Annotated in this window: 20 protein-coding genes; 13 read left to right on the top strand and 7 right to left on the bottom strand. The window is 67.3% G+C overall.

The genetic code is table 11. From position 1 onward, the window contains the following. Positions 1 to 165: 165 nt before the first annotated feature. Genes BLQ75_RS07420 through BLQ75_RS23810 form a run of 3 tightly spaced genes read left to right on the top strand, consistent with a single transcriptional unit; the run spans position 166 to position 3,445 of the window. Positions 166 to 1,140: an NAD-dependent epimerase/dehydratase family protein gene (locus BLQ75_RS07420; RefSeq protein WP_092600456.1), complete on the top strand. Its 975-nt coding sequence runs from the start codon at positions 166 to 168 to the stop codon at positions 1,138 to 1,140. Continuing rightward, on the top strand, positions 1,137 to 2,570 hold the full coding sequence (locus BLQ75_RS23815; RefSeq protein ID WP_211481224.1) for a hypothetical protein: 1,434 nt from the start codon (positions 1,137 to 1,139) through the stop codon (positions 2,568 to 2,570). The genes BLQ75_RS07420 and BLQ75_RS23815 overlap by 4 nt, the downstream gene beginning before the upstream one ends. A 29-nt stretch (positions 2,571 to 2,599) precedes the next feature. After that, on the top strand, positions 2,600 to 3,445 hold the full coding sequence (locus tag BLQ75_RS23810; RefSeq protein ID WP_211481223.1) for a glycosyltransferase family 2 protein: 846 nt from the start codon (positions 2,600 to 2,602) through the stop codon (positions 3,443 to 3,445). On the opposite strand, the gene BLQ75_RS07410 is transcribed toward BLQ75_RS23810, so the two are convergent. Continuing rightward, positions 3,414 to 3,890 carry a GtrA family protein gene (locus BLQ75_RS07410; protein WP_092599904.1) on the bottom strand — a complete coding sequence of 159 codons (477 nt, stop codon included), beginning with the start codon at positions 3,888 to 3,890 and terminating at the stop codon, positions 3,414 to 3,416. The genes BLQ75_RS23810 and BLQ75_RS07410 overlap by 32 nt on opposite strands. 322 nt (positions 3,891 to 4,212) lie before the next feature. On the opposite strand from BLQ75_RS07410, the gene BLQ75_RS07405 reads away from it, so the two are divergent. Further along, positions 4,213 to 5,382 (top strand): NAD-dependent epimerase/dehydratase family protein, encoded by a 1,170-nt coding sequence (locus BLQ75_RS07405; protein ID WP_092599901.1) that lies wholly within the window; start codon positions 4,213 to 4,215, stop codon positions 5,380 to 5,382. Positions 5,383 to 5,757: 375 nt separating this feature from the next. Here BLQ75_RS07405 and BLQ75_RS07400 read toward each other — a convergent pair whose 3' ends face one another. Continuing rightward, the gene (locus BLQ75_RS07400; protein WP_244515305.1) at positions 5,758 to 6,231 is read right to left on the bottom strand and encodes a DUF6069 family protein; all 474 of its coding nucleotides are present in this window, start codon (positions 6,229 to 6,231) and stop codon (positions 5,758 to 5,760) included. 729 nt (positions 6,232 to 6,960) lie between these two features. On the opposite strand from BLQ75_RS07400, the gene BLQ75_RS07395 reads away from it, so the two are divergent. Continuing rightward, on the top strand, positions 6,961 to 7,911 hold the full coding sequence (locus BLQ75_RS07395; RefSeq protein ID WP_092599898.1) for a M23 family metallopeptidase: 951 nt from the start codon (positions 6,961 to 6,963) through the stop codon (positions 7,909 to 7,911). A 110-nt stretch (positions 7,912 to 8,021) separates the two neighbouring features. On the opposite strand, the gene BLQ75_RS07390 is transcribed toward BLQ75_RS07395, so the two are convergent. The 5 genes from BLQ75_RS07390 to BLQ75_RS07370 form a co-directional block, all read right to left on the bottom strand. After that, positions 8,022 to 8,834 carry an RNA polymerase sigma factor SigF gene (locus tag BLQ75_RS07390; protein WP_092599895.1) on the bottom strand — a complete coding sequence of 271 codons (813 nt, stop codon included), beginning with the start codon at positions 8,832 to 8,834 and terminating at the stop codon, positions 8,022 to 8,024. Beyond that, on the bottom strand, positions 8,831 to 9,307 hold the full coding sequence (locus BLQ75_RS07385; RefSeq protein ID WP_244515304.1) for an ATP-binding protein: 477 nt from the start codon (positions 9,305 to 9,307) through the stop codon (positions 8,831 to 8,833). The genes BLQ75_RS07390 and BLQ75_RS07385 overlap by 4 nt, the downstream gene beginning before the upstream one ends. Positions 9,308 to 9,648: 341 nt before the next feature. After that, positions 9,649 to 10,296 (bottom strand): vitamin K epoxide reductase family protein, encoded by a 648-nt coding sequence (locus BLQ75_RS07380; protein ID WP_092599892.1) that lies wholly within the window; start codon positions 10,294 to 10,296, stop codon positions 9,649 to 9,651. Continuing rightward, entirely contained in the window at positions 10,293 to 11,036 is a 744-nt protein-coding gene (locus tag BLQ75_RS07375) for a DsbA family protein (RefSeq protein ID WP_092599888.1), read from the bottom strand. The genes BLQ75_RS07380 and BLQ75_RS07375 overlap by 4 nt, the downstream gene beginning before the upstream one ends. A gap of 310 nt (positions 11,037 to 11,346) precedes the next feature. Next, complete coding sequence (locus tag BLQ75_RS07370; RefSeq protein WP_092599885.1) at positions 11,347 to 12,045, bottom strand: GntR family transcriptional regulator; 699 nt, start codon at positions 12,043 to 12,045, stop codon at positions 11,347 to 11,349. 278 nt (positions 12,046 to 12,323) lie between these two features. Between BLQ75_RS07370 and BLQ75_RS07365 the strand changes: the two genes are divergently transcribed. From BLQ75_RS07365 to BLQ75_RS07330, 8 genes are all read left to right on the top strand, one after another. Continuing rightward, entirely contained in the window at positions 12,324 to 13,571 is a 1,248-nt protein-coding gene (locus BLQ75_RS07365; protein ID WP_425286442.1) for a PucR family transcriptional regulator, read from the top strand. Positions 13,572 to 13,871: 300 nt separating this feature from the next. Then, positions 13,872 to 15,332, top strand: coding sequence for a dihydrolipoyl dehydrogenase (lpdA, locus tag BLQ75_RS07360; protein ID WP_092599879.1), 1,461 nt, complete (start codon positions 13,872 to 13,874; stop codon positions 15,330 to 15,332). A gap of 142 nt (positions 15,333 to 15,474) precedes the next feature. Continuing rightward, the gene (gene pdhA, locus BLQ75_RS07355; RefSeq protein ID WP_092599875.1) at positions 15,475 to 16,593 is read left to right on the top strand and encodes a pyruvate dehydrogenase (acetyl-transferring) E1 component subunit alpha; all 1,119 of its coding nucleotides are present in this window, start codon (positions 15,475 to 15,477) and stop codon (positions 16,591 to 16,593) included. 134 nt (positions 16,594 to 16,727) lie between these two features. Then, positions 16,728 to 17,720, top strand: coding sequence for an alpha-ketoacid dehydrogenase subunit beta (locus BLQ75_RS07350; protein ID WP_092599872.1), 993 nt, complete (start codon positions 16,728 to 16,730; stop codon positions 17,718 to 17,720). A gap of 122 nt (positions 17,721 to 17,842) precedes the next feature. Next, entirely contained in the window at positions 17,843 to 19,132 is a 1,290-nt protein-coding gene (locus tag BLQ75_RS07345) for a pyruvate dehydrogenase complex dihydrolipoamide acetyltransferase (RefSeq protein WP_170837378.1), read from the top strand. Between the two features lie 321 nt (positions 19,133 to 19,453). Continuing rightward, positions 19,454 to 20,254 carry an EI24 domain-containing protein gene (locus tag BLQ75_RS07340; RefSeq protein WP_092599869.1) on the top strand — a complete coding sequence of 267 codons (801 nt, stop codon included), beginning with the start codon at positions 19,454 to 19,456 and terminating at the stop codon, positions 20,252 to 20,254. A 151-nt stretch (positions 20,255 to 20,405) separates the two neighbouring features. Continuing rightward, complete coding sequence (locus tag BLQ75_RS07335) at positions 20,406 to 21,110, top strand: M50 family metallopeptidase (RefSeq protein WP_211481222.1); 705 nt, start codon at positions 20,406 to 20,408, stop codon at positions 21,108 to 21,110. Between the two features lie 204 nt (positions 21,111 to 21,314). Continuing rightward, positions 21,315 to 22,121 carry an SAM-dependent methyltransferase gene (locus BLQ75_RS07330; RefSeq protein ID WP_170837377.1) on the top strand — a complete coding sequence of 269 codons (807 nt, stop codon included), beginning with the start codon at positions 21,315 to 21,317 and terminating at the stop codon, positions 22,119 to 22,121. The last annotated feature ends 1 nt before the right edge of the window (position 22,122 follow it).

Raw genomic sequence — 22,122 nt, 5'->3', positions numbered from 1 at the left:
TTCGGGAGCTCAGCCGGTCCGGGTGGGGGATCGGTTTCGCCGTGGCTGACAGTGGTCCTCGTCATTCTCGTTGCGCAGTGGAAATGGGGCCGCGATATGTTGTGGACGGGCTGACGCACGGCGAATGTGCCAACGGTTAGAGTCGTACGCGTGCCAAGCAGCTTCGTGCAGTCCGCAACAGATTCAGCAGGTTCCGAAGTCGGCGCCGAGCGCGTCGTCGTCACCGGAGGATCGGGGTTCGTGGGAAGAGCCGTGGTCCGGTCGTTCGCGCAGCGCGGCAACCCGGTGACGGTCGTCGACCGAGTGGCTCCCGAGGTGCCCGAGCAGTATCGCCACCTGGTCACACACGTGGCCGGTGATCTGACCGACCCTGAGGTACGGGAGGCGGGTGTCCCGGAGAACACAGCCGGGATCATTCATCTGGCCGCCATCACCTCGGTGCTGCGTTCCGTGGACAAGCCGGTGGAGACCTTCGCCAACAACGTGGAGGTCACACAGGGGCTGCTCGAGTTGGCCCGGCAGCGTGGCGTCGGGCGCTTCGTGCTGGCCTCCACCAACGCTGTGGTCGGTGACATCGGTTACGGGACCATCTCGGAGCGGTTGCCGCTGCACCCGTTGACGCCGTACGGCTCGACCAAGGCGGCCTGCGAGATGCTGCTGTCGGGCTACAGCGGTGCTTACGGGATCGCGACCACGGCGTTGCGCTTCACCAACATCTACGGTCCCGGCATGGGGCACAAGGACAGCTTCGTCCCCCGGCTCATGCGCGCCGCGCTGGCCGGTGAAGGGGTGGAGGTCTACGGCGACGGTTCACAGAGCCGCGACTTCGTGCACATCGACGACGTGGTGCAGGCCGTCATGGCCTCCTGGGACAAGCAGTACAGCGGAACCGCGGTGATCGGTTCCGGCAGCTCCATCTCGGTCATGGAACTCATCGAGTCGGTCCGTGCCGCCACGGGCAGGGAGCTGCCGGTAACGCACGTGTCCGCCAAGAACGGTGAGATGCCCGCTGTGATCGTCGAGATCGAGAAGGCCAGGCGCGAGCTGGGCTACACGCCCAACGTGCGGTTGACCGAGGGGCTGCGCACGGTGTGGGACGACTTCCGCGCCGCCGACAGTGGGATGTCCGTGGCCCCATGACCGCTCGACTGTCGCGCGCGGTCCGGCAGCACTGGCTGCTGGTGCTGTTCCTACTGGCGGGTGTGCTGCTGCGGCTCGTGGTGGAGATCGCCTACCAGCCGGCGCTGCTGTACATCGACTCCTTCCGCTACCTGCGGGATCTCGGGGTGTTCTTCCCCGGCAACATCAATCCGATCGGCTACGAGGTGCTGCTGCTCGGACCGGTCCTGCTGGTCGGTGACCTGGGGCTCGTCGCGATAGTGCAGCACCTGCTGGGACTGGGGCTGGCTCTGGCCAGCTACTCCCTGCTGCTGCGCTACGGATGTCGGCGGTGGTTGGCCGCGCTCGCGGTGGCACCGGTGCTGCTGGACGCCTACCAGCTCCAGATCGAGCACCTGATCATGTCCGACCTGCTGTTCCAGGTACTGCTGCTGCTCGCGATCATCCTGCTGACCTGGTGGGGGACCCCCGGACCCGGCGTGGCCCTGCTGGGGGGACTGGTGCTGGGCACCTCGGTGCTGGTGCGGCTGGTCGGACTCACCCTGGTGGTGCCCGCGGCCGTCTTCGTGCTGCTGGCTGCCGGGCTGCGTCCCAGGGACGGTTGGAAGCGGCGACTGAGATCGGCGACGGCACTGGTGGCCGGGTTCGTGTTCATGCTTTCCAGCTATGCTGGATATCACATGTACTGGACCGGCAAGCCCGCGCTCGGCGGAGCGACCGGCAGCGTGGTATTCGGGCGCACCGCGATGGTCGCCGACTGCGAACGGCTCGAACTGACACCGGCCCAGCGGGTCGTCTGCCCCCCGGAGCCAGTGGCCGAGCGAAAACGCAAGGGCATCGACCACTACATCCACTGGTTCCGGCCCGAGATCGACACCGACGCCCTCCCGGAGGGGGTCAGCTATTCCGAGGCGCAGCATTCCCTGGCCTTCAACGTGCTGCGCAACCAGCCCGTGGAGGTCTTCGGCGGTGTCGTCCGGGACTTCATGAAGGGATTCGCCCCGATGCGCACCCGTTCACCGGGTGACGTCCCGCTGGCTCGGTGGCAGTTCCAGACCGAGTACCCGCTCTACACTCCGGAGTGGATCACACTGGACTGGTTGGAGTACTACGACGACGGGGGCTACTCCACCAACGAGCGTGCGGCGGGTTTCCTTCGCGCGTACCAGTTGGGGGGAGGTTACACTCCGGGCACCGTGTTGGGGTTGGCCCTGGTCCTCACCGTCGCGGCGATGCTGGGGGTGGGACGAGCTCGTCGGAGTGGACTCCGGGCCGTCTGCCTGCTTTCCGGCGGGGTGGGGACCGCGGTGCTGTTCACCGCGGCCGCGATGGAGTTCTCCTGGCGCTATCAACTGCCCGCGCTGGTCCTGCTGCCGCTGGCGGGTGCGATGGGGATCACGGCCATCACCGGCCGCCGACCTGATACGACGGATTCCACGACGAACCGGTAGCCGAGATCACGGCACGAATGGAGCATGAGATGCCGACGACCTTTCCCGATGAGGTCGATGAAGCCGCCCTGGCCGACTACGCCGCGCGTTACGGTGATCACCGGTTCGCCCCGGTGGTGGTGCTGATCGCCGCCTACAACGAGAGGGACGCGATCCCCGCGGTGCTCGAGGGGATACCGAGCACGAGCTGCGAGCTGAACGTGGACACCCTGGTGGTCGTCGACGGTGCCTCCGACGACACGGCCGACGTCGCCGTTCGGTACGGCGCCTACACCTGTGTGGCCCCGACCAACCGCGGTCAAGGGGCGGCGCTGCGGCTCGGGTACCGGTTGGCGGCCGAGCGTGGTGCGCGTTACGTGGTCACCACCGACGCGGACGGACAGTACGAGATCGACGAGCTTCCCCGGTTATTGCGTCCGCTCCTCGACGACGAGGCCGACTTCGTCACCGGGTCGCGCAGGTTGGGTAGCAGCGAGAACCCCCAGCTGCTGCGCCGGGTCGGTACCTACGTGTTCGCCTGGCTGGTCAGCGTGATGACCGGCCAGCGCATTACCGACACCTCTTTCGGCTTCCGCGCCATGCGGGTCGAGGTCGCGAACTCGGTTCGGCTGGAGCAGCAGCAGTACCAGTCCTCCGAGCTGCTGGTCGGTGTGTTGGCGCGTGGCTACCGTGTTCGCGAGCGGGCCATGACCATGCGTCAACGTGTGGCGGGGGTCAGCAAGAAGGGCAACAACGTGCTCTACGGCTACCGCTACAGCAGGGTGGTGCTCGGGACCTGGCTGCGCGAGCGGCGTGCCCAACGGCTGGCTGGGGCGAGCGGGTCCTCCACGGCGGACGAGCAGGTCAGCGAACCTGCTCGTGCCGCCGGGGAGTAGCGAAGACCAAGCGGTCCATCAGGAAGAACTTGAGCACGAACATCAGCAGGTAGGTGCCGAGGTAGGAACCCCAGACCAGGATCACTCTCCGGACCTCGGAATCGGCGAAGAGGCTGTGGGCGAGTTCCTCGGTGTAATTGGTGGCGATCGCCGCGAGAAGGAAGGTCGTCACCGACACCACCGCGAATCGTGTCAGTTCGCCGCGCAGCTGGTGGCGTCCAGTGCTTCCCCAGTTCCTGCGGTTGAGGAAGAAGTTGGGGACGGCGCCGGCCAACCACCCCAGCACGGTGGCCAGCGTCGAGGCCGAGCTGATCCAGTAGGACACCACGAACACGAGCTGACTGCTCGCGGTCGCCAACGCCGAGACAGCGGCGAAACCGCGCAGCAGTCTCCAGTACCGGCTGGTACCACGGCGCTCGGAAGGCGGCTCCGGGGTGGCGGACACGGTTCGCTTCCCTCCGTTGGAAGAGTGAGTGCAGAAACGAGCTCCACGAACTGTACGGAAACCGCTCCGTCATCCGCCCGCCGGATGAGAACATATCGTTCGTGGAGGTGGGGTTGGCTGTTGCAGCGCAGCAGTTAGCCTTTCACATTGAACACGATAGTGTGGGGAGGGCTTGAGTCGCACATGTCGTGTTCGATGAATTACATTCTGTGGATACCCACAAGGTGCGGGTGTCGCGGAACGAACCTGACAGGTGGCAGCCAGGGGCTCGTCGTGAACGGACGCCGCTGGGTGCCGACATTTGTGTAGAGGAGAAGAAGGCGTGCGAATCCTCGTCCTGGGTGGGGACGGCTATCTTGGTTGGCCGACCGCTTTGCATCTTTCCGACTGCGGTCACGACGTGGCCGTGGCAGACAACTTCGCCCGTAGGGCCTACGACCACGAGATGGGCGTGCGCAGCCTGGTTCCGATGGAACCGCTGCAGGTTCGGGTCGATGCCTGGCGGGAGGTTTCCGGCCAGGACATCAAGGCGTACTACGGCGACCTCGTCGACGCCGAGTTCACCGTCGAGATGATCCGGGACTTCCGCCCGGACACCATCGTGCACTTCGCCGAACAGCGAGCCGCCCCCTACTCGATGATCGACCGCAAGCACGCGGTCTACACGCAGCAGAACAACGTGGTCGGCAACCTCAACGTGCTGTTCGCGATCCAGGAGGTCGACCCGGAGATCCACCTGGTCAAGCTCGGGACCATGGGTGAGTACGGCACTCCCAACATCGACATCGAAGAGGGGTGGCTGGAGGTCACCCACAAGGGTCGTACCGACCGCATGCTCTACCCGAAGAAGCCCGGCTCCTTCTACCACCTCAGCAAGGTGCACGACAGCCACAACATCGAGTTCGCCTGTCGTATCTGGGGCCTGCGCGCCACCGACCTCAACCAGGGTGTCGTGTACGGCCAGGAGACGCCGCAGACCGTGCGTGACCCGCGGCTGGCCACTCGCTTCGACTACGACGCCATCTTCGGCACGGTGCTCAACCGCTTCGTGATCCAGGCCGTGCTCGGTCACCCCCTGACGGTCTACGGCACCGGCAGCCAGACCCGTGGTGTCATCGACATCAGGGACACCGTGGAGTGCATCCGTCTCGCCTCGGAGAACCCCGCGGACAAGGGCGAGTTCCGTGTCTTCAACCAGATGACGGAGAGCTTCTCGGTCGAGGAGATCGCCAAGACGGTCGCCAACAACTACCACGGCACCGTCGAGGTGGAGTACCTCGACAACCCGCGTGTGGAGCAGGACCACCACTACTACAACGTGGTGCACACGGGGCTCGTGGAACTGGGACTGGATCCCCACCTGCTGTCCAACACCCTGATCAACTCGTTGTTCGGTGTCGCCGAGCAGTTCAAGGATCGGGTAGACCTGGCCGCGATGCGTCCCACTGTGGAGTGGCGTACGGCCTCCAGCCCGCTCCGCTCGCAGGGCTGAGCAGTGCCCCCCGGGTGATCCGGCAGCGGGTTCGGCCGTCCGCCACCGATCCGTTCCCCGGTTCGGCCGAGCGGTCGGGCCCGCCTGTTCGGAGTCCGTTCCACGGATGCCCGAGCGGGGCTGCCCCGGTTGCCGGAGCGGGCCGGGGTGTGGGCCCTGGCGGTCGATCCCGGGCGGCTTCGCGAGAGGCGGGCTGAGTTGACGGCCCGTTCCGGGCCCGCTCGGCGGTGTCCCCGAGTTCTCCTGCCTCCCGCCGGCCGCCTCCCGCCGGCCGTGTCGAACCGGGATGGTGTTTCCTCGTCCGTCCTGGCGGCGGGGTGGCGGCCGCGCTCCGTTTACGGGGTTCCCGGCGCACTGTCATGGGGAGACGAGCTCCTACCGGCGGGATCGGGTGGCGCTGGCCGCCACTCCGGCCGTCAGGGTCCCGATCGCCAGGCCGATCAACGCGTTCAGCGCGCAGCTGGCGAGCTGCGTTTCCAGCGAGGCCGTCGTGGTGAAGGGGCGTACCGCCACGGCGACGGTGGCCAGCGCGACTATCCAGCCGAAGAAGGTGACCGGTCGTGGTGTGCTCACCAGCAGCAGGTGTAGCAGAGCCGTGGCCAGCAGCGCCGCGAGCGCGGCGAACAGACACAACCGAACCGTGCTGACGTCACCGAGTGTCCCGTAACGGGAGGGGCCCAGCACGGGAATCCGTAGCACGCCCCGCAGGATCACCACTCCCACGAGCGCTATGAGCGCCGAGACCAGCGCGGTAGCGGCTCCGCCGGTCCACAGTTGCCGCGTGTTGAGCTCGTTGCGACCGTTCTCGCCCCGACCGCCGAGCTGTCGGGTGTGGTCGTCCTCTGGCACGGCACCCTCCCACGGCAGTGACTATCCCTCGACCAGGTTTGAGGACCGGAGACGAGTACGCAACGCCCGGATCGCTACCTCACTCCGAAGAGTGCCTTCCGGAGGTGTTCCGCGCGGTCGGGGAGGAGCAGCGGGATGTGACGCGCATCGTGTTCGGATGGGTCTTCTCAGTCGTTACTGGTAGCCATTCTTGAATGGCATCGCGACGGCGTGTCGGAGGTCACCGTGAAAGGCCCGCGTCGTGCGGATGATCTTTTTCGGTCGAATTCGATCAAAGGCCGACCGAGCTACATCAGCGGTTTTCGTGATCTTTCCCAGATCATTCTTCTTGTGTATTCGATCTTTCCTTCGTGGTGAAAACTGATCTCCGTTCGCTTGCCCGCTTCGTTTTGACCAGCGGAATCGAAGAAAATGATGTTCGAGGCTTTCCGACGTTTCCTCGGGGGCTGCTCCGGCGGTCGCTCCGATGGGAGGCAGTGGGGAGCCAAGTAGCCGTTTGGTTGAGTCGTTATCGAACAGTGATCAAATATTGAACACGTAACGTGTTTGATCTCTTCGATTATGTGCTTATTGGCTGCTTCTAAAGGGTGAACGCTTGATGCTTCGGATACATAAAGCTACGTTGCACCAGGTACGTCACGGTTCGGTCACGACGAACTCGACCCCCCGACGAGTAAGCCCGACCCCCGACGGGCAGTGGCCGGACCTCCCCGAGACGGAAAGGCGAGCATGGCTGAGAAGAACGACGAGAGTGGCCGTCGCGACAACTCCACCCTCAAGTCCTATCTGCCTGAATCACTGCGCAATTCCTTTTCCCGTGGCTCGCGGACCCCGGTCCGTAACAAGGTGCTGGCCGGTGTGGTCGCCGCCGGCGCGTTCGTAGCCGTGGGCTCTCCCTTCGTCGCCGCGACGAACGGGGACGGTTCGGAGTCGCAGAGTCGTGATGTGGCCCCGGTGGCCGAACAGAGCCCCCTGAGCGCCGCTGTGAACGGAACTCCCGAGTCCCCCGGCTCGGTCCAGTTGCGTGGCGGCGACTCGAAGGACGACGGCTCGGAGCGCGAGAACCTGGACAAGAGCGCGGAGGTCCAGAAACAGCGCGAGAAGGCCGAAGAGGAGAAGGCCAAGGCTGAACGCGAGGCCGAGCAGCGCGAGGCCGTGCGGGAGCAGGCGGCGAAGAAGAAGGAGTTCGCTCGCGAGGCCGCCGAGCGGAACGAGTCCGAGAATTCCGGGAACAGCGACAAGCAGCCGCGGGCCAAGGCGGCCGCCCCGAAGAAGGCCGAGGAGTCCGCCACCCCGAAGAAGCTGGTGCGGAGCGGCTTTCTGACCTCGGGTTACCACAGCCGGGGTGGCGCCCACGCCGGCATCGACATCGGTGCCGACACCGGAACCCCGATCTACGCGCCGCAGGGCGGTACCGTCATCAGCTCCGGTCCCGCCAGCGGTTTCGGACTCTGGGTTCGTGTCCAGCACGACGACGGCAAGGTGACCGTCTACGGACACATCCACAGCTCGCAGGTCAGTGTCGGCCAGCGTGTCGAGGCGGGCCAGCAGATCGCCACGGTGGGCAGCCGCGGCCAGTCCACCGGTCCGCACCTGCACTTCGAGACCCGGGTGGGCCCCGGCGCCCAGGAGATCAATCCGATTCCGTGGTTGAAGCAGCAGGGCTACACCCTCGGCTGACCCCCAAGTCGTCGCCGGGGAGCCGCGTTACCCCGACACCGGATCCCCGGCGACTTTCCAACCGCGCCTCACCGCCCCGGACACCGACGTGTCCGGGGCGGTGTCGTCACTCAGGTGTCCGTCACCGGCTCCGGCGGAACCTCCACCTCGAGTCGTTCCCGCAGCCAGCTCAGTGTACGGGCGAGCAACCGGGAGACGTGCATCTGCGAGATGCCTATCTGCTCGGCGATCTGGGTCTGCGTCATGGACTTGAAGAAACGCAGGATCAGGATTCGGCGTTCCCGCTCGCCGAGTTCCCGCAGCAGCGGACGAATCGCCTCGCGGTTCTCCACCTCGTCGAGCTCGGTGTCCGAGGAGCCGATCGCGTCCCCGAGCGGGATCTCGTCGGTGTCGCTGAGCAGTTCGTCCAGGGAACTGCTCCGGTAGGCGTTTCCGGCCTCCAGGCCCTGGTGCACCTCGTCACGGCTGATGCCGAGGTGGCCGGCGATCTCACTGGGGGTGGGGGCTCTGCCCAGGTCCTGGGAAAGCGTCGATATCGTCGAGGAGATGGACAGGTGTCGTTCCTGCAACCGTCGGGGAACCCGTACCGTCCAGCCGGTGTCGCGGAAGTGGCGCCGCACTTCACCCATGATGGTCGGCACCGCGTAGGACAGGAAATCGACACCCCGGTTCGGGTCGAACCTGTCCACCGCGTTGATCAGACCGAGCGTGGCGACCTGGACTAGGTCCTCCTGGGACTCGCCCCGGTTGCTGAATCTCCGTGCGATGTGCTGCGCGATGGGCAGGTGCGCCGTGACCAGCTTGTCCCGCAGTTCCGCGTGCCGCCGGTCGTCACCGCTCAGCTCCGCGAACTCGACGAATAGCGGGGCCAGCTCCTCGTAGTTCTGACCTCGGTAGACGTGTTCGGAGTCCGCCTGCGTCACCCGTGGACCATCCGTCCCTTGCTCAGCTCGATCCGTACGACGTGACCGTCGCCGCTGTTCTCGGGTTCTCGAACCGAGGATGCCACGCTGTCGGTCAGCGCGCCGAGTACGCGCCAGCTGAACGTGTTCTTGCGCGGCCCGGAAGGATCGTCGCTGGTCACTTCCGCCGTGAAATCCAGCCTGTCGTCCTCGGTGCGGAATCTGCCCACCAACGGGCTCCGTTCGGCCGCGATCCGAACCAGCGAGGAGCACGCCTCGTCCACCGCCAGCCGCAGGTCGGCGATCGTGTCGACGTCGAAATCGGCGCGCATGGCGAGATCGCCCACCACGGCGCGCATGACGGGCAGCTGCGTCGCCTCCGCGGCGACCCTGACCTCCACCACGCGGGAGTCCTCGACCGCTTCCGAGGGCTCGCCACTCGGCGCGCCGTGTTCCAGTGATGCCCGGTTCCGATCCGGATGGGATGCTGACACGCGGACTCCTCGTTCCAACCTCATGCGAGACCACCGCACATCGAATCAGAGGGGCGGAACCGTCCGTCGCTTCGGGGGGTGGGACGTCCCGGTGGGACAGCGGCTGGCCGCGAACGTCGGGTACGCGGCGATGTCGAACGGGCCTGAACGCTCATAGCCGCCTGATACCCGGTGACGTAACGGGACAAACGGAGGTCACTCGTGCCGGGGATCAGGCGGCCGATGCGGGAGGTGTTCCGTTCTCGCGGGGCGGCGCGGACGTCCGCAGCGGGGAGAGCCACGCCGCCCCGGTGGTCTGGTCGGAAAACCCCGCCCGCGCTCCCAGGGTTCGGGGGCGCGGGTTACAGCAGCCCGCTCCAGTAGGTCCAGAACGCCTGCAGGATCATGCCGACGATGACCAGGTACCACAGCACCAGCACCACGCTGTGTACCTTGCTCACGCCTGTTACCAGGGGTTTCGCGGGGCCGGCGGGGATGTGTCCGTTTCCCAGGTTGTGCAGGGTGGTGTACCAGAAGATGGCGATGGTCACCACCCAGACCACCATGCAGTACGGGCACAGCGCGTGGATCTCGTACAGGCTCTGCCAGATCAGCCAGTGCACGAACACCACGCCGAAGATCGTTCCCAGTTGCATCCCGATCCGGTACCAGCGCGGTGCCCGGAAGCCGGACAGCATGGCGACTCCGCTCGTGGTCACGATCGCGAACGCCGCTATGCCGATCAGCGGGTTGGGAAAGCCGAACGCCTTCGCCTGGTCGCTTTCCATGACCGAGCCGCAGGACACCACCGGGTTGATGCTGCAGGTGGTTACATAGTCCGGGTTGACGAGGGTGAGGTACTCCTCGATGCTGAGCGCGAAGGCGGCGAGGAACCCGATGCCGCCCCCGATCAGATAGAGCCACCCCAACGCCCTCCCGAAGAGGGCCTGTTCCGAGTTCGTGGGTGCGGAACTGCCGTCTCGCGTGTTCGTCTCGGCGGTCGCGGTCACTTGGCCAGCTCTCCGTCCAGCTTGTCGCGCAGCTGCTGCAACGGCGAGGTGCCGCCCTGGGAGAACTGGACCCGTTCACCGTCGAGGAAGAACGCGGGCGTACCGGTGACGCCGGCCTGCTGGCCGTCGGCCAGATCCTTGTCGATGCGCTGCTGCACCTGGTCGGAGTTCATGTCCTCGCGGAACTTCTCGGTGTCCAGGCCGATCTGTTCGGCGTACTCGGCGAACTGCCGCTGTGCGCGCTGCTCGTCGCTGCTGACGTTGTTGCCGCCGTTCGCGGAAACGGCCCAGGAAGAGTAGTTGTCGAACAGCTTGTGATACATCGACTTGAACTCGCCCTGCATCGCGGCCGCTTCGGCCGCCTTCGCGGCGGGCTGGGCCAGTGGGTGCATGTCCAGCGGGTTGTTCCGGACCACGAAGTTGATCTTTCCTTCGTACTCCTTCTCCAACTTGCTGGTGGTGCTCTGGTAGAAGCTGTGGCAGGCGGGGCACTGGTAGTCCACGAACTCGACCAGCGTTGGGGCGCCCTGGCCTCCCTCGAGAACCTGATGGCTGCCCTCGGGGTTGAGTACTGAGGAGGCGACCTTGTCACCCGAGGAGGCGCCGTTGTCGGTGTTGTTGCCTCCGAAGTACACGACTCCACCGATGACTGCTACCGCGACCACCAGCACGATCGCGGTCAGGATGATGTTGGTCGAAGCCCCGCTGCGCTTCGCCATCGGATTGGTTGTCTTGGGCATCGGCCTGCTGCACCTTCGACGGTCGGTTTCCGCGCGAGTGCCACTCGCGCGCGGACGTTGGTTCAGTTTCCCCTACTCACACGATCGTGGAAGCCACCGGGGTGCGTGATATCACTCCCGTGGTCGCGGAAACCGTGCGCTGGCGGGTATTCGCCACCATGATGCCTGCGCTGTCACTCTTGTGGTGGGCACATATGGGTGAGTTTGCCTACGCTCCGTGGCCCAGCCTCGGGTGGCCGCGTTGCTGTCCGACGCGTGGCGGGGGGATCGGGTGACCGGCGCCGAACGGGCAGCGGGGAGCACCCGAATCTCAGTCATCGGGGGTGTCCTCCTCCGGCCAGGTGTTCCGGGTGTCGAGGTAGTCGATCAGCAGCTTCCCGAGCGTTCGCAGGTGCTCCCGCATCGTCTCCTCGGCGCTACCGGGATCGCCGCTCTCCAGGGCCCGCAACACCGCACCGTGCTCGCGAACGCACGAGCGCGGCCATCCCGCGGCGGCCAGGGCCTGTTCCCGGGGGGCGTAGCGACTCGCGAGTTCGAAGAACCACGCGAGTTTGCGTGCGCGGGATGCCTCACCGAGCTCCCGGTGGAACCGGGTGAGCGACTCGGCGGCCGTCGCGGTGTCCCCCGACTCGTCGGCGCGGGAGAGCTCGTGCTGCAGTGCTCGCAGGCGTTCCAGCCGCTCCTCGGAGATCCGTCCGGCACAGCGGCCCGCGAGTTTACCCGCCAGCACGGCCCGCAGCTCGAAGATGTCGTCGAGGTCCTGTCTGCTCGGGGGTGCCACAGCGAACCCCTGACGCGGTTCCAGCTCCACGAACCCTTCCGCGGACAGGGCGATCAGTGCTTCCCGGACCGGGGTCACGCTGATCCCCAGCTCCTCGGCGAGCTGGTCGAGCCGCAGGTACTCCCCCTCCTGCACCTGGCCGGTGATGATCTGCTCGCGGATGTGTACCGCGACTTCCTCCGGCAGCTGGGGTCTGCGTCCGCGGGATGGTGATCCGGATGCGGCCATCGAACTCCCGATCGTCGCGCGGGTGTGGCACCGATCGCGGTCGCCCGTGCCACCGGGACTCGTCCCGCACAGGGGACGGGACCGAATTGTCGGTGAATACCGCCTCGCGCGCATCGTGTGCGGCGCGGGATCGTGGTCCCGGCCCCGCCCGATCCCGGCGGAGTCGACGACGGCTTTCGGGTTTCCAGGGCTTTGCGCTGCGAATTCCCGGTCGGTGGTTTTTCGTCCGCCCGTCGGGGCGCGCTCGCCGTGGCGACGACGGCGTATCGTCTGGAGGTGTGGTGGCTGATCCCTTCACAGGTGACGTCCCCGGGGAACTGACCCACAACCTCCCCGACGGTCGCGCCGAACAGATTACGCGCTCGCTGGCGGAGAAGTGCCTCGACGACGTGCCCGGGCTCGCCCAGCGGCTCATGGACGCGATCTTCACCGACAACCCGGAGTGGACCGACTACCGCCCCGTCCCACGTGAGGACCTGTGGGAGGGGTGTGCCAACTACCTCGCCCGCGCGTTGCACGTGCTCAGCGGGCGTGTCCCCCGTGGGGAGGACGACTCGGTCGCGGCCGCGATCGGCAGGCGGCGCGCCGAACAGGGAGTTCCGCTCGAGGTGATGCTGCGAACCTTCCGCCTCGGTGGACGCATCCTGTGGGAGGCGCTGGTCGAGCGGGCTCATGCGGACAAGGTCGATCCGGACGCCGTGCTCGGTGCGGCCACCACGATGTGGACGGTGATCGACGCGCTGTCCTCCGCGTTGTCCACCTCCTACCGCAACACCGAGCTGGAGCAGTTGCGCAGCGACGACCAGCGCAGACACGCGCTGGTGGAGGACCTGCTCGGCGGTCGGGCCAGGGACACCGCCTTCGCTCAGCGGACCGCGAAGGAACTCGACCTGCCCACTTCGGGACCCTACGTCGTGGTCGTGGCCGAGATGGTCCCGGACGGCAGCTTCGCGCTGCGAGGGCAGCAGGCCGCACTCGCGGCGTTGCACATCCGTTCCGTCTGGCAGGTCAGGGCGGACACCCTGGTGGGACTGATCGCGCTGGAACAGCACGACGAGTCGAGCGCGCTGGCGGCGCTGCGGCAGCTCGTCAGGGGACGGGCCGCCGCTTCTCCCGTGGTCAGCGGGCTCGCGGAAGCGGGGATGGCGCACGAACTCGCCCTCACGGCGCTGGGTACCTCGCCCCCCGGATCGGTGGAGCTGGTCTCGCTGCAGCAGCGCTATCCCGAGGCACTGCTGGTCCAGTCCCCCGACCTCGCGAGACGGCTGCTGGACGATCAGTTCGGCGAGATCCTCGCGTTGCAGCCCAAGGAGCGGGACATGCTGCTGGAGACCCTCGCCGCCTGGCTGGAGGAGAACTGCTCCACGGCCAACGCCGCCGTGCGGCTGCACTGCCACCGCAACACGGTGCTCAACCGGCTGCACCGGATCACGACGCTGATCGGCAGGCCGTTGCACGGGCGTGACTCCTACGTCGCGCTCTCGTTGGCGCTGTCCGCCCTGCGGATGCGCACCAGCGGGCTTTGAGGAACGATCGTGTCGCGATGTCAACCGTAACGGCGGGGAAATCGCCGCGATTTTGACACCGCGGTCGCTCGCGCTCGTTTTCTGTTGGGTACCCCACCCGGTTGAAGGCCAGTTTTATACGTTTCGTACTCAATTGAACTCGTTTTGTCGCTGAATAGTGGGACTGATGTGCGGGATGCACAGTGACTGAGGGTCAACTCTGGGCGTGGCGGCATGGCGCCACCGTGGTCCCGGTCACGACACTCGAAACGCGACAGTTCGAGGCTTCTCGGTGGGTGCGAAGCAAAGGAGCACAGCGAAGTGCAGGAATTCGACCTCCTTGTGGTGGGCGGCGGCCCTGGTGGCTACGTCGCGGCGATCCGTGCGGCCCAGCGGGGCCTGTCGGTCGGTCTGGTGGAGAAGGAGAAAGCGGGCGGTGTGTGCCTGAACTGGGGGTGCATCCCGACCAAGGCGATGCTGCGCTCCGCCGAGGTCTACGAGACGGTGCTGCACTCCGCGGACTTCGGGGTGCGGGCGGAGAACGTGGCGCTGGACTTCGGGGCGGTGACCCGCCGCAAGGACGGTGTCGTCAAGAACCTCACCGACGGCGTGGCCGGGTTGCTCAAGGCCAACGGGGTCACCGTCATCGACGGCCACGCCCGGTTCACCGGCCCCAACACCGTGGACGTCCACCCCAACGGGGAGTCTCCGCTCGGTGAGGGAGGCCCGCGCTACGCGGCCGAGCCGGCGGGCGGGCAGCCCGTCGAGCGGGTCACCGGGCGCGACGTGATCATCGCGGCCGGGTCGGTGCCCGCCCGGCTGCCCATCCCAGGGGCAGACCTCCCCGGCGTGATCACCTCCGACGGTGCGTTCGGGCTCCAGGAGGTTCCGAAGCGGATCGCCGTGATCGGCGGCAGCGCCGTCGGGGCGGAGTGGGCCAGCATGTTCGCCACCTTCGGCAGCGAGGTCACCGTGGTGGAGATGGCCTCCAGCCTGGTTCCGATCGAGGACGCCGAGATCGGCAAGGCTCTCGGCCGTTCCATGAGCAAGAGCGGGGTGCGGGTGCTCACCGACTCCACGGTCTCCGCCATCGAGCGGGCCGAGGGGGCGCTGCGGGTCCACGTGGACGGCGCCAAGGCACAGCAGCTCGACGTCGATGTGGTCCTGATGGGGGTGGGCCGCAAGCCCAACACCGCGTCCCTCGGACTCGACGCGACCGGCGTCGCCACCGACGAGCGCGGTTTCGTGCGGGTCGACGAGAAGCTGCGGACCAACGTCGACCACGTCTACGCCATCGGGGACGTCACGGGCAGGGCGCTGCTCGCGCACGTGGCCTCCCATCAGGGAGTGGTCGCCGCCGAGACCATAACCGGCCACGAGGCCCACATCGACTACGGCGTGGTTCCCGCTGCCACGTTCACCCACCCGGAGATCGCCAGCGTCGGTCTCACCGAAGCGACCGCCAAGGAGCACGGCCACGACGTCGTCACCAGCCGTTTCCCCTTCGCCGCCCTGGGAAGGTCCAAGACCACCGGGGACGAGGAGGGTTTCATGAAGATCGTGGCGGGCAGCAAGCACGGCGAGATCCTCGGCGTGCACGTCATAGGCCCGTCCGCCAGCGATCTGATCACCGAGGGAACCCTGGCCATCAGTCTCGAGGCCACCCTCGACGAACTCGCCGACACGATCCACGCCCACCCCACGCTGGGGGAGATCGGTATGGAGTCCGCCATGTCGGCGTTGGGGCTACCGCTGCACACCGCGCCGCCGCGACGTCGCTGAGCGCGGCGGAGCTCCCGAACTCGGTCCCGCCTCCCCGGGCGGGACCGCACCAAGGCATCGGCGTCCGACCGTCCTCGCACGCACCGCGTCGTCCCCGGTCGCAGCGACGCCGCAACCACCCACTCGAAAAAGGGGATCTCTCATGGCGGAGACCGCTACCCGTAGCAAGCCGGCAAGCTCCGGATCGAAGAGCCGCCGCGGCACCCGTTCGGGCGGCAATCGGGTGCAGCAGCGTCAGGGGAATACCGCGTTGGGTTCCGAGTCCCAGGAAACCCTGCGTGACTACTTTCGGCAGATGAGTCTCATCCGGCGGTTCGAGGAACGCGCCGCACAGGGCTACACCCAGGCCAAGGTCGGTGGTTACTGCCACCTCAATTTGGGTGAGGAAGCCACGGTGGTCGGGCTCATGAGTGCGCTGCGCCGTTCCGACTACCTCTTCACCAACTACCGGGAGCACGGTTACGCCATCGCCAAGGGGATCGAGCCCGGCAGGGTGATGGCCGAGCTGTACGGCCGCACCACCGGGACCTCCAAGGGGCTGGGCGGCTCCATGCACATGTTCGACACCGAGGTGGGGCTGCTCGGCGGTTACGGCATCGTCGGAGGGCAGATTCCGCTGGCCACCGGCGCCGCGCTCGCCATCGACTACCGGGGCGGCGACGAGGTCGTGATGTGCCAGATGGGCGACGGTACGACCAACATCGGTGCCTTCCACGAGTCGATGAACATCGCGGCGCTGTGGAACCTGCCCGTGGTGTTCGTGGTGATCAACAACTATCTGGGCATGGGAACCACGGTGGACATGTCCTCCGCGGAGTCCGAGCTGTACAAGCGTGCGGTCGCCTACCGCATGCACGGTGAGCGGGTCGACGGCAACGACGTGGTGGCCGTCCAGGAGGCGGCCGGTCGACTGGTCGAACACGCCAGGAAAACCGGTGAGCCGGCCATGCTGGAGGCGGTCAGCCACCGGATGAAGGGCCACTCGGTCGTCGATCCGGCGAAGTACCGCAGTGCCGAGGACGCCGAGGCCGCGCGGGAGGCCGACCCGGTCGCGACGTTCCGTTCCCAGCTGATCTCGGCGGGTGTGCTCGACGAGGACGGCGCCGCCGAGATCGAGCGCGCGGTACAGGCCGATGTGGACGCCGCCGTGGCTTTCGCCGACGACAGTCCGCACCCGGACCCGGCCACCCTGTTCGACTACACCTACGCCACCCCGGTCGCCAACGACTCCCGAAGGCTGCCGGCCGATCCCGTCTTCTGACGGGGACAGTCCCGAACTCGCGCGACGGTCCCCCGGCCCTCTCGCGAGAGCGAACCATCGAATCACACCCCGCCACGAGGCGCCGGGGCCGCGCGAGCGGCCCCACGGCGCGACCATGTCCAGGAGATAGACCGTTGGCCGTCATCACCTATCGGCAAGCGCTGCACGACACGCTGCGCGAGGAAATGCTCTCCGACGAGAACGTCTTCCTCATCGGAGAAGAGATCGGAGTCTTCGAGGGCTCCTACAAGATCACCGCCGGCCTGCTCGAGGAGTTCGGCGAGAAGCGGGTGCGCGACACCCCGATCGCCGAGGAGGGCTTCGTCGGTGCCGCGGTGGGAGCCGCGATGCTGGGGCTGCGTCCGGTCGTCGAGCTGATGACGATCAACTTCTCGCTGCTGGCGTTGGACCAGATCGTCAACCACGCCGCGAAGATCTACGGCATGTTCGGTGGCCAGTCCAGCGCCCCGATGGTGCTACGCACCCCCGGTGGGGGTGGGCAGCAGCTGGGGGCGACCCACTCGCAGAACATCGAGCTGTACTACGCGTTCGTCCCCGGTCTGAAGGTCGTCGCGCCGAGTACTCCCGCCGATGCCCGGGCGCTGCTGAAGGCGTCGCTCGCCGACAACGATCCGGTGCTGTTCCTGGAGAACCTCGCGCTCTACAACACCAAGGGCGAGGTTCCCGAGGACGCCCCGCCCGCCGAGATCGGAAAGGCCGGCGTCACCCGGGTCGGCAGTGACATCACCATCATCGGGTACTCGCGCATGGCCACAGTGGCCACCCAGGTCGCCGACCAGCTGAGCGAGGAGGGTGTCTCCGCCGAGGTGATCGACCTGCGCAGCCTCCGTCCGCTGGACCGCGAGACCCTGGTGGAATCCGTCCGTAAGACCGGATGCGCCGTGATCGCCGAGGACGACTGGCTGACTTACGGTGTCGGTGCGGAGATCGCGGCCTCCATCTCCGACGGCGCTTTCGACTACCTCGACGCCCCGGTCCGTCGCGTCGCCGCCGCCGAGGTTCCGCTGCCGTACGCCAAGCCACTGGAACGCGCGGCGCTGCCCTCCGCCGAGTCGCTCAACACCGCGGTGCGGCAGACGCTGGAGGCGGTCGGACACCGTCGCTGACACACCCCGCAGCAAGGCGCAGGCTCACCTCGGAATCGCTCCGATGACCGAGGGAAAGCACCGGCGGAGCTCGTTCGAGACGGGACCGGGGTGAGCCGGACCACCAGGATCCGAGGAAGACCATGACCGAGATTCACATGCCGCGCCTTTCCGACACGATGGAGGAAGGCGTTATCTCCACCTGGCACAAGCAGGTGGGTGACCAGATCAACCGCGGCGACGTCGTGGCCGAGATCGAGACGGACAAAGCCGTCATGGAGATGGAGGCCTACGACGACGGGGTGCTGGAGAAGATCCTCGTCGGCGAGGGGGAGACCGTGCCCATCGGCGTCCCCATCGGGCTGATGGGGGACGGTTCGGGGGCCGCCGCGGCGGCCGGACCCTCCGAAAGCGATGCACAGGAATCGTCGACTGGTTCCGGAGAGGCCGGGGCGAGCGCCGACTCCGCGGCGGCGGAGGCCGCGCCTCGCCCCGCGGCCGCTTCCCCGGCCGAGTCCGGAGCCGAGCCGCACGGTCGCCCCAAGGCATCCCCGCTCGCGCGTGCCGTCGCCAGGGAGAAGGGGGTGGACCTCTCCACCGTGACCGGCACCGGCCCAGGCGGGCGCATCATCCGGGTCGACATCGAGGCCGCCGCCGAGGCCGCCGGTGGTGCGGAGCAGCGGCGGTCGCAGGCGCCCGAGTCGCGTCCCGCCGAGCGTTCGGAAGCCGAGCAGCGGGATCCGGAACTCGAGGAGATCCCGCTGAGCAACATCCGCAAGGTCACGGCCCGGCGGCTGACCGAGAGCAAGCAGCAGGCGCCGCACTTCTACCTGACCAGCGCCGTCGACGTCACCGACCTGGTCTCGTTCCGCGCCGACCTCAACGAGCGGCTGCAGGCTTCGGGGGGACCGAAGGTCAGCGTGAACGACCTGGTGGTCAAGGCCTGCGCCACCGCCCTGCGCGCCAACCCCTCGGTCAACGTCTCGTTCCGGGACGAGAAGCTGTTCCAGCACAAGCGGGTCCACCTCGGTGTCGCCGTGGCGCTGGACTCGGGACTGGTCGTGCCGGTCATCCCCGACGCCGATCGCAAGAGCGTCTCGGAGATCGCCGCCGAGGGCAAGGAGAAGGCCGAGCGAGCCAGGGACGGCAAACTCAAGCCGGACGAGATGTCGGGGAGCACCTTCAGCGTGTCCAACCTGGGCATGTTCGGCATCGAGGAGTTCTCCGCGGTCATCAACCCGCCGGAGGCCGCCATTCTCGCCGTCGGTGCGACCCGTGAGGAGGTGCAGGTTCAGGACGGCGAGTTCGTGGTGCGCAAGATGATGCGCATGACCCTGTCCGCCGACCACCGCGCGGTGGATGGCGCCGTGGGCGCCGTGTTCATGCAGCAGCTCACCTCGCTGCTGCAGGATCCCATCCGGATCATCGCCTGATTTCGCCGGTTCTCCGCCGGGTTCGCCGCGACGGCGGAGAACCGCTTCCACCGCCGTGGCCGCCCTGCCTCAGGGCGGGGCGGAATCTGCGACGGGTCACTCGCGGCCGGGAACGCCGCGACCGGCAGTGGGAGGCGTGCCGTTCGGCGTGATACCGGTGCGGCGAGGAGTTCGAGAGGCTGCCCGCCGGTGTCGCACCGTCGTCGCCGCGTGCCACCGCCGGGTCGGGCCCCGGGGTGGCAGCCACCGCATCCACCGATCGGACGAGTTCCCATAGGATCGTGGGGGACAAACGCCGTCCACTTTCGAGGTCCGTACCTGATGAACGAGATGTCCGCCGGGTTCCGTGATCTCGGGAGCGGATTCACCAGCATCGTCCGCTCGCCGCGGATGTTGCTGCTGGGCGGGGTCCCCGCGCTGCTCAGCAGTCTGTTGCTGCTCACCTGCGTCGTCGTGCTCGCCCTCCACAGCGGGGACGTCGCGAGCTGGCTGACCCCGTTCGCCGACGAGTGGTCGTGGTGGTGGCGTCGTTCGTTGCGGCTTCTGCTGGCCATCACGCTGGTCGCCGGGGCGGTGCTGCTCGGCTCGGTGTCGTTCATAGCCCTGACGCTGCTGATCGGGGGCCCCTTCTACGACCACATCGCCGAACGCACCGAGCGGGAACGCGGCCTCGCTGACGACGGTGACGGGGCGGGTGGGGTGCGCCTGCTGTGGCGGGGGCTGGCCGATGCCCTGCGGTTGGTCTGTGTCGGTGTGGTCGGTGCGGTGGTCCTGTTCGCGCTCGGGTTCGTGCCGTTGCTGGGCCAGACCGTCGTGCCGGTGGTGGGGCTGCTCTTCGGCGGGTGGCTGATCGCCCTGGAACTGACCGGTCCGGTGTTCCAGCGGCGGGGGACGACGGTGGGCGGACGCCACCGGATACTGTGGCGCCACCGGCGCACGGTGCTCGGGTTCGCGGTACCGACGTACCTGCTGTGCCTGATACCGGTGGCCCAGCTCGTGGTCGTTCCGGCCGCTGTCGTCGGCGGAACTCTGCTGGGGCATCGAGTGCTGGGTTCGCGATGGCCGGAGGAGCGGACCCCGGCGGAGTCCCTGACGAGTGGAAAAACTCCCGGGCCCGGCTGAACGTTGTTTCCCGCCGTCGGTGTCCGTGCGGGGTTTCCGCGAGCCGGTCGCCGTGTCGCCGGTGTGGTCTCACCACCCGTCGACTACTCGTGGTGACTCTCGTGAACGGGGACGGCGGGCGGTAGTGCCCCGAAGCGCAGGAGGGTCCGCTGTGGAAGAAGTCGTCAGGTCGGTTCCCGACTTCCTCGGGGCACTGCCCGCCTCGATGGTCGCGCTGGTGGCGCTCGCTCTGATCTCCTATCGGGTGAGCTGGGGAGTGCTGCGCAACGTGGTCACCATCGCGCACGAGGGCGGGCACGCGCTCGTCGCGCTGCTCAGCGGTCGCAGGCTCAACGGGATCAGGTTGCATTCGGACACCTCGGGGCTGACCGTTTCCACCGGTCCGTCACGCGGCCCCGGCATGGTCCTCACGTTGTTCGCCGGTTACCCGGCGGTCTCGTTGCTCGGTCTGATGGCGGCGTGGCTGGTTTCCGTCGATCGGGTGACGCTGTTGCTGCGCGCTTCCGTGGTGGCGCTGGCGTTGCTGCTCGTTGCGCTGCGCAATCTTTACGGACTGCTGTCCGTACTGCTGACCGGAGCCGCGCTGTTCGTCGTCTCCTGGTGGGCCGATCCCGAGATCCGGTTGTTGTGCGCGCGGTTGCTCGGGTGGTTCCTGCTGTTGGGGGGTGTTCGCCCGTTGTTCGAGCTGTCCGGCAAGCGTCGTCGGGGGAGGGCGGGCGACTCCGATGCCGACCAGCTCGCTCGGCTGACCGGAGCTCCCGCGGTGCTCTGGATGTCGCTGTGGTCGCTGATCGCGCTCGGCGCGCTGGTCCTGGGGGCGAACTGGCTGCTGGCAAGTCCGTTCCGGTTCTGGTGATCTTCCTGCTTCCGGTTGTCAACCGAGGTCCGGTTGGACGAGCATCGTCACTGTGACGATGCTCCGTTCCCGTGGAACCGATCGTTCGCCGTCCGGGCGGACGCGGGCGGTCGCCGGTGTTTCCGCGTTTCCGGTGCGAGGTTCGCGATGTCCGGGTCACCCAGTAATCTCGTGTGCACGCGAACGAATCGGCAAGGGGGCGTGGTGACGGAGCAGACGGAGTGGCTTCCGCGCGATGTGGACGAGGAGATCCCCAGCGCGGCACGGATATACGATTACCTGCTCGGGGGTGCGCACAATTTCGCTGCGGACAGGAGGCTGGGCGAGAGGTTCCTGGCGGCGTTGCCGAGCGCACGGCACGTCGCCCGTCTCAACCGCGCGTTCCTGCGGCGCGCGGTACTCACTCTCGGCGAGGCCGGTATCCGGCAGTTCATCGACATCGGTTCGGGTATTCCCACGGTCGGCAACGTGCACGAGATCGCGCGGGAGGTGGACCCGGACTCCAAGGTGGTCTACGTGGACAATGAGCCCGTCGCCGTGGCCCACAGCGAGTTGTTGCTGCGGGACGATCCGAACGCGGTCATGCTGCAGGCCGACCTGCTCGACCCGGAAGGAGTGTTCGGCCATCCGCGTACCGCGAAACTACTGGATCTCTCCCGGCCCGTCGGGCTGTTGATGGTGGGAGTACTGCACTTCGCCGCTCCCGAGCACAACCCGGTGGAAGTCATGCGTCGTTACAGGGAGGCGTTACCGGCGGGGAGTTATCTGGCCGTCTCGCACTTCACCGCCGACATAAGGCCGCGGGAGATGCGGGAGGTATCCGAGGTGATGCGGCAGAGCGCCGATCCGATTCATCCCCGCTCCCGTCCCGAGATCACGGAACTGTTCGAGGGATTCGAGCTGCTCGAGCCGGGCGTGGTCGGTACAGCGCTGTGGCGTCCGGAGGACGAATCGCACGCCGACGTTCCCGGAGCCTCACAGATCTACGCGGGCGTCGGCTACAAGAAGTGAT

The organism is Actinopolyspora xinjiangensis (assembly GCF_900104475.1).
GTDB classification, from domain to species: Bacteria; Actinomycetota; Actinomycetes; order Mycobacteriales; family Pseudonocardiaceae; genus Actinopolyspora; species Actinopolyspora xinjiangensis.
The sequence above is the reverse complement of the archived record's forward strand: the minus strand, read 5'-3'. Positions and strand labels throughout refer to the sequence as shown.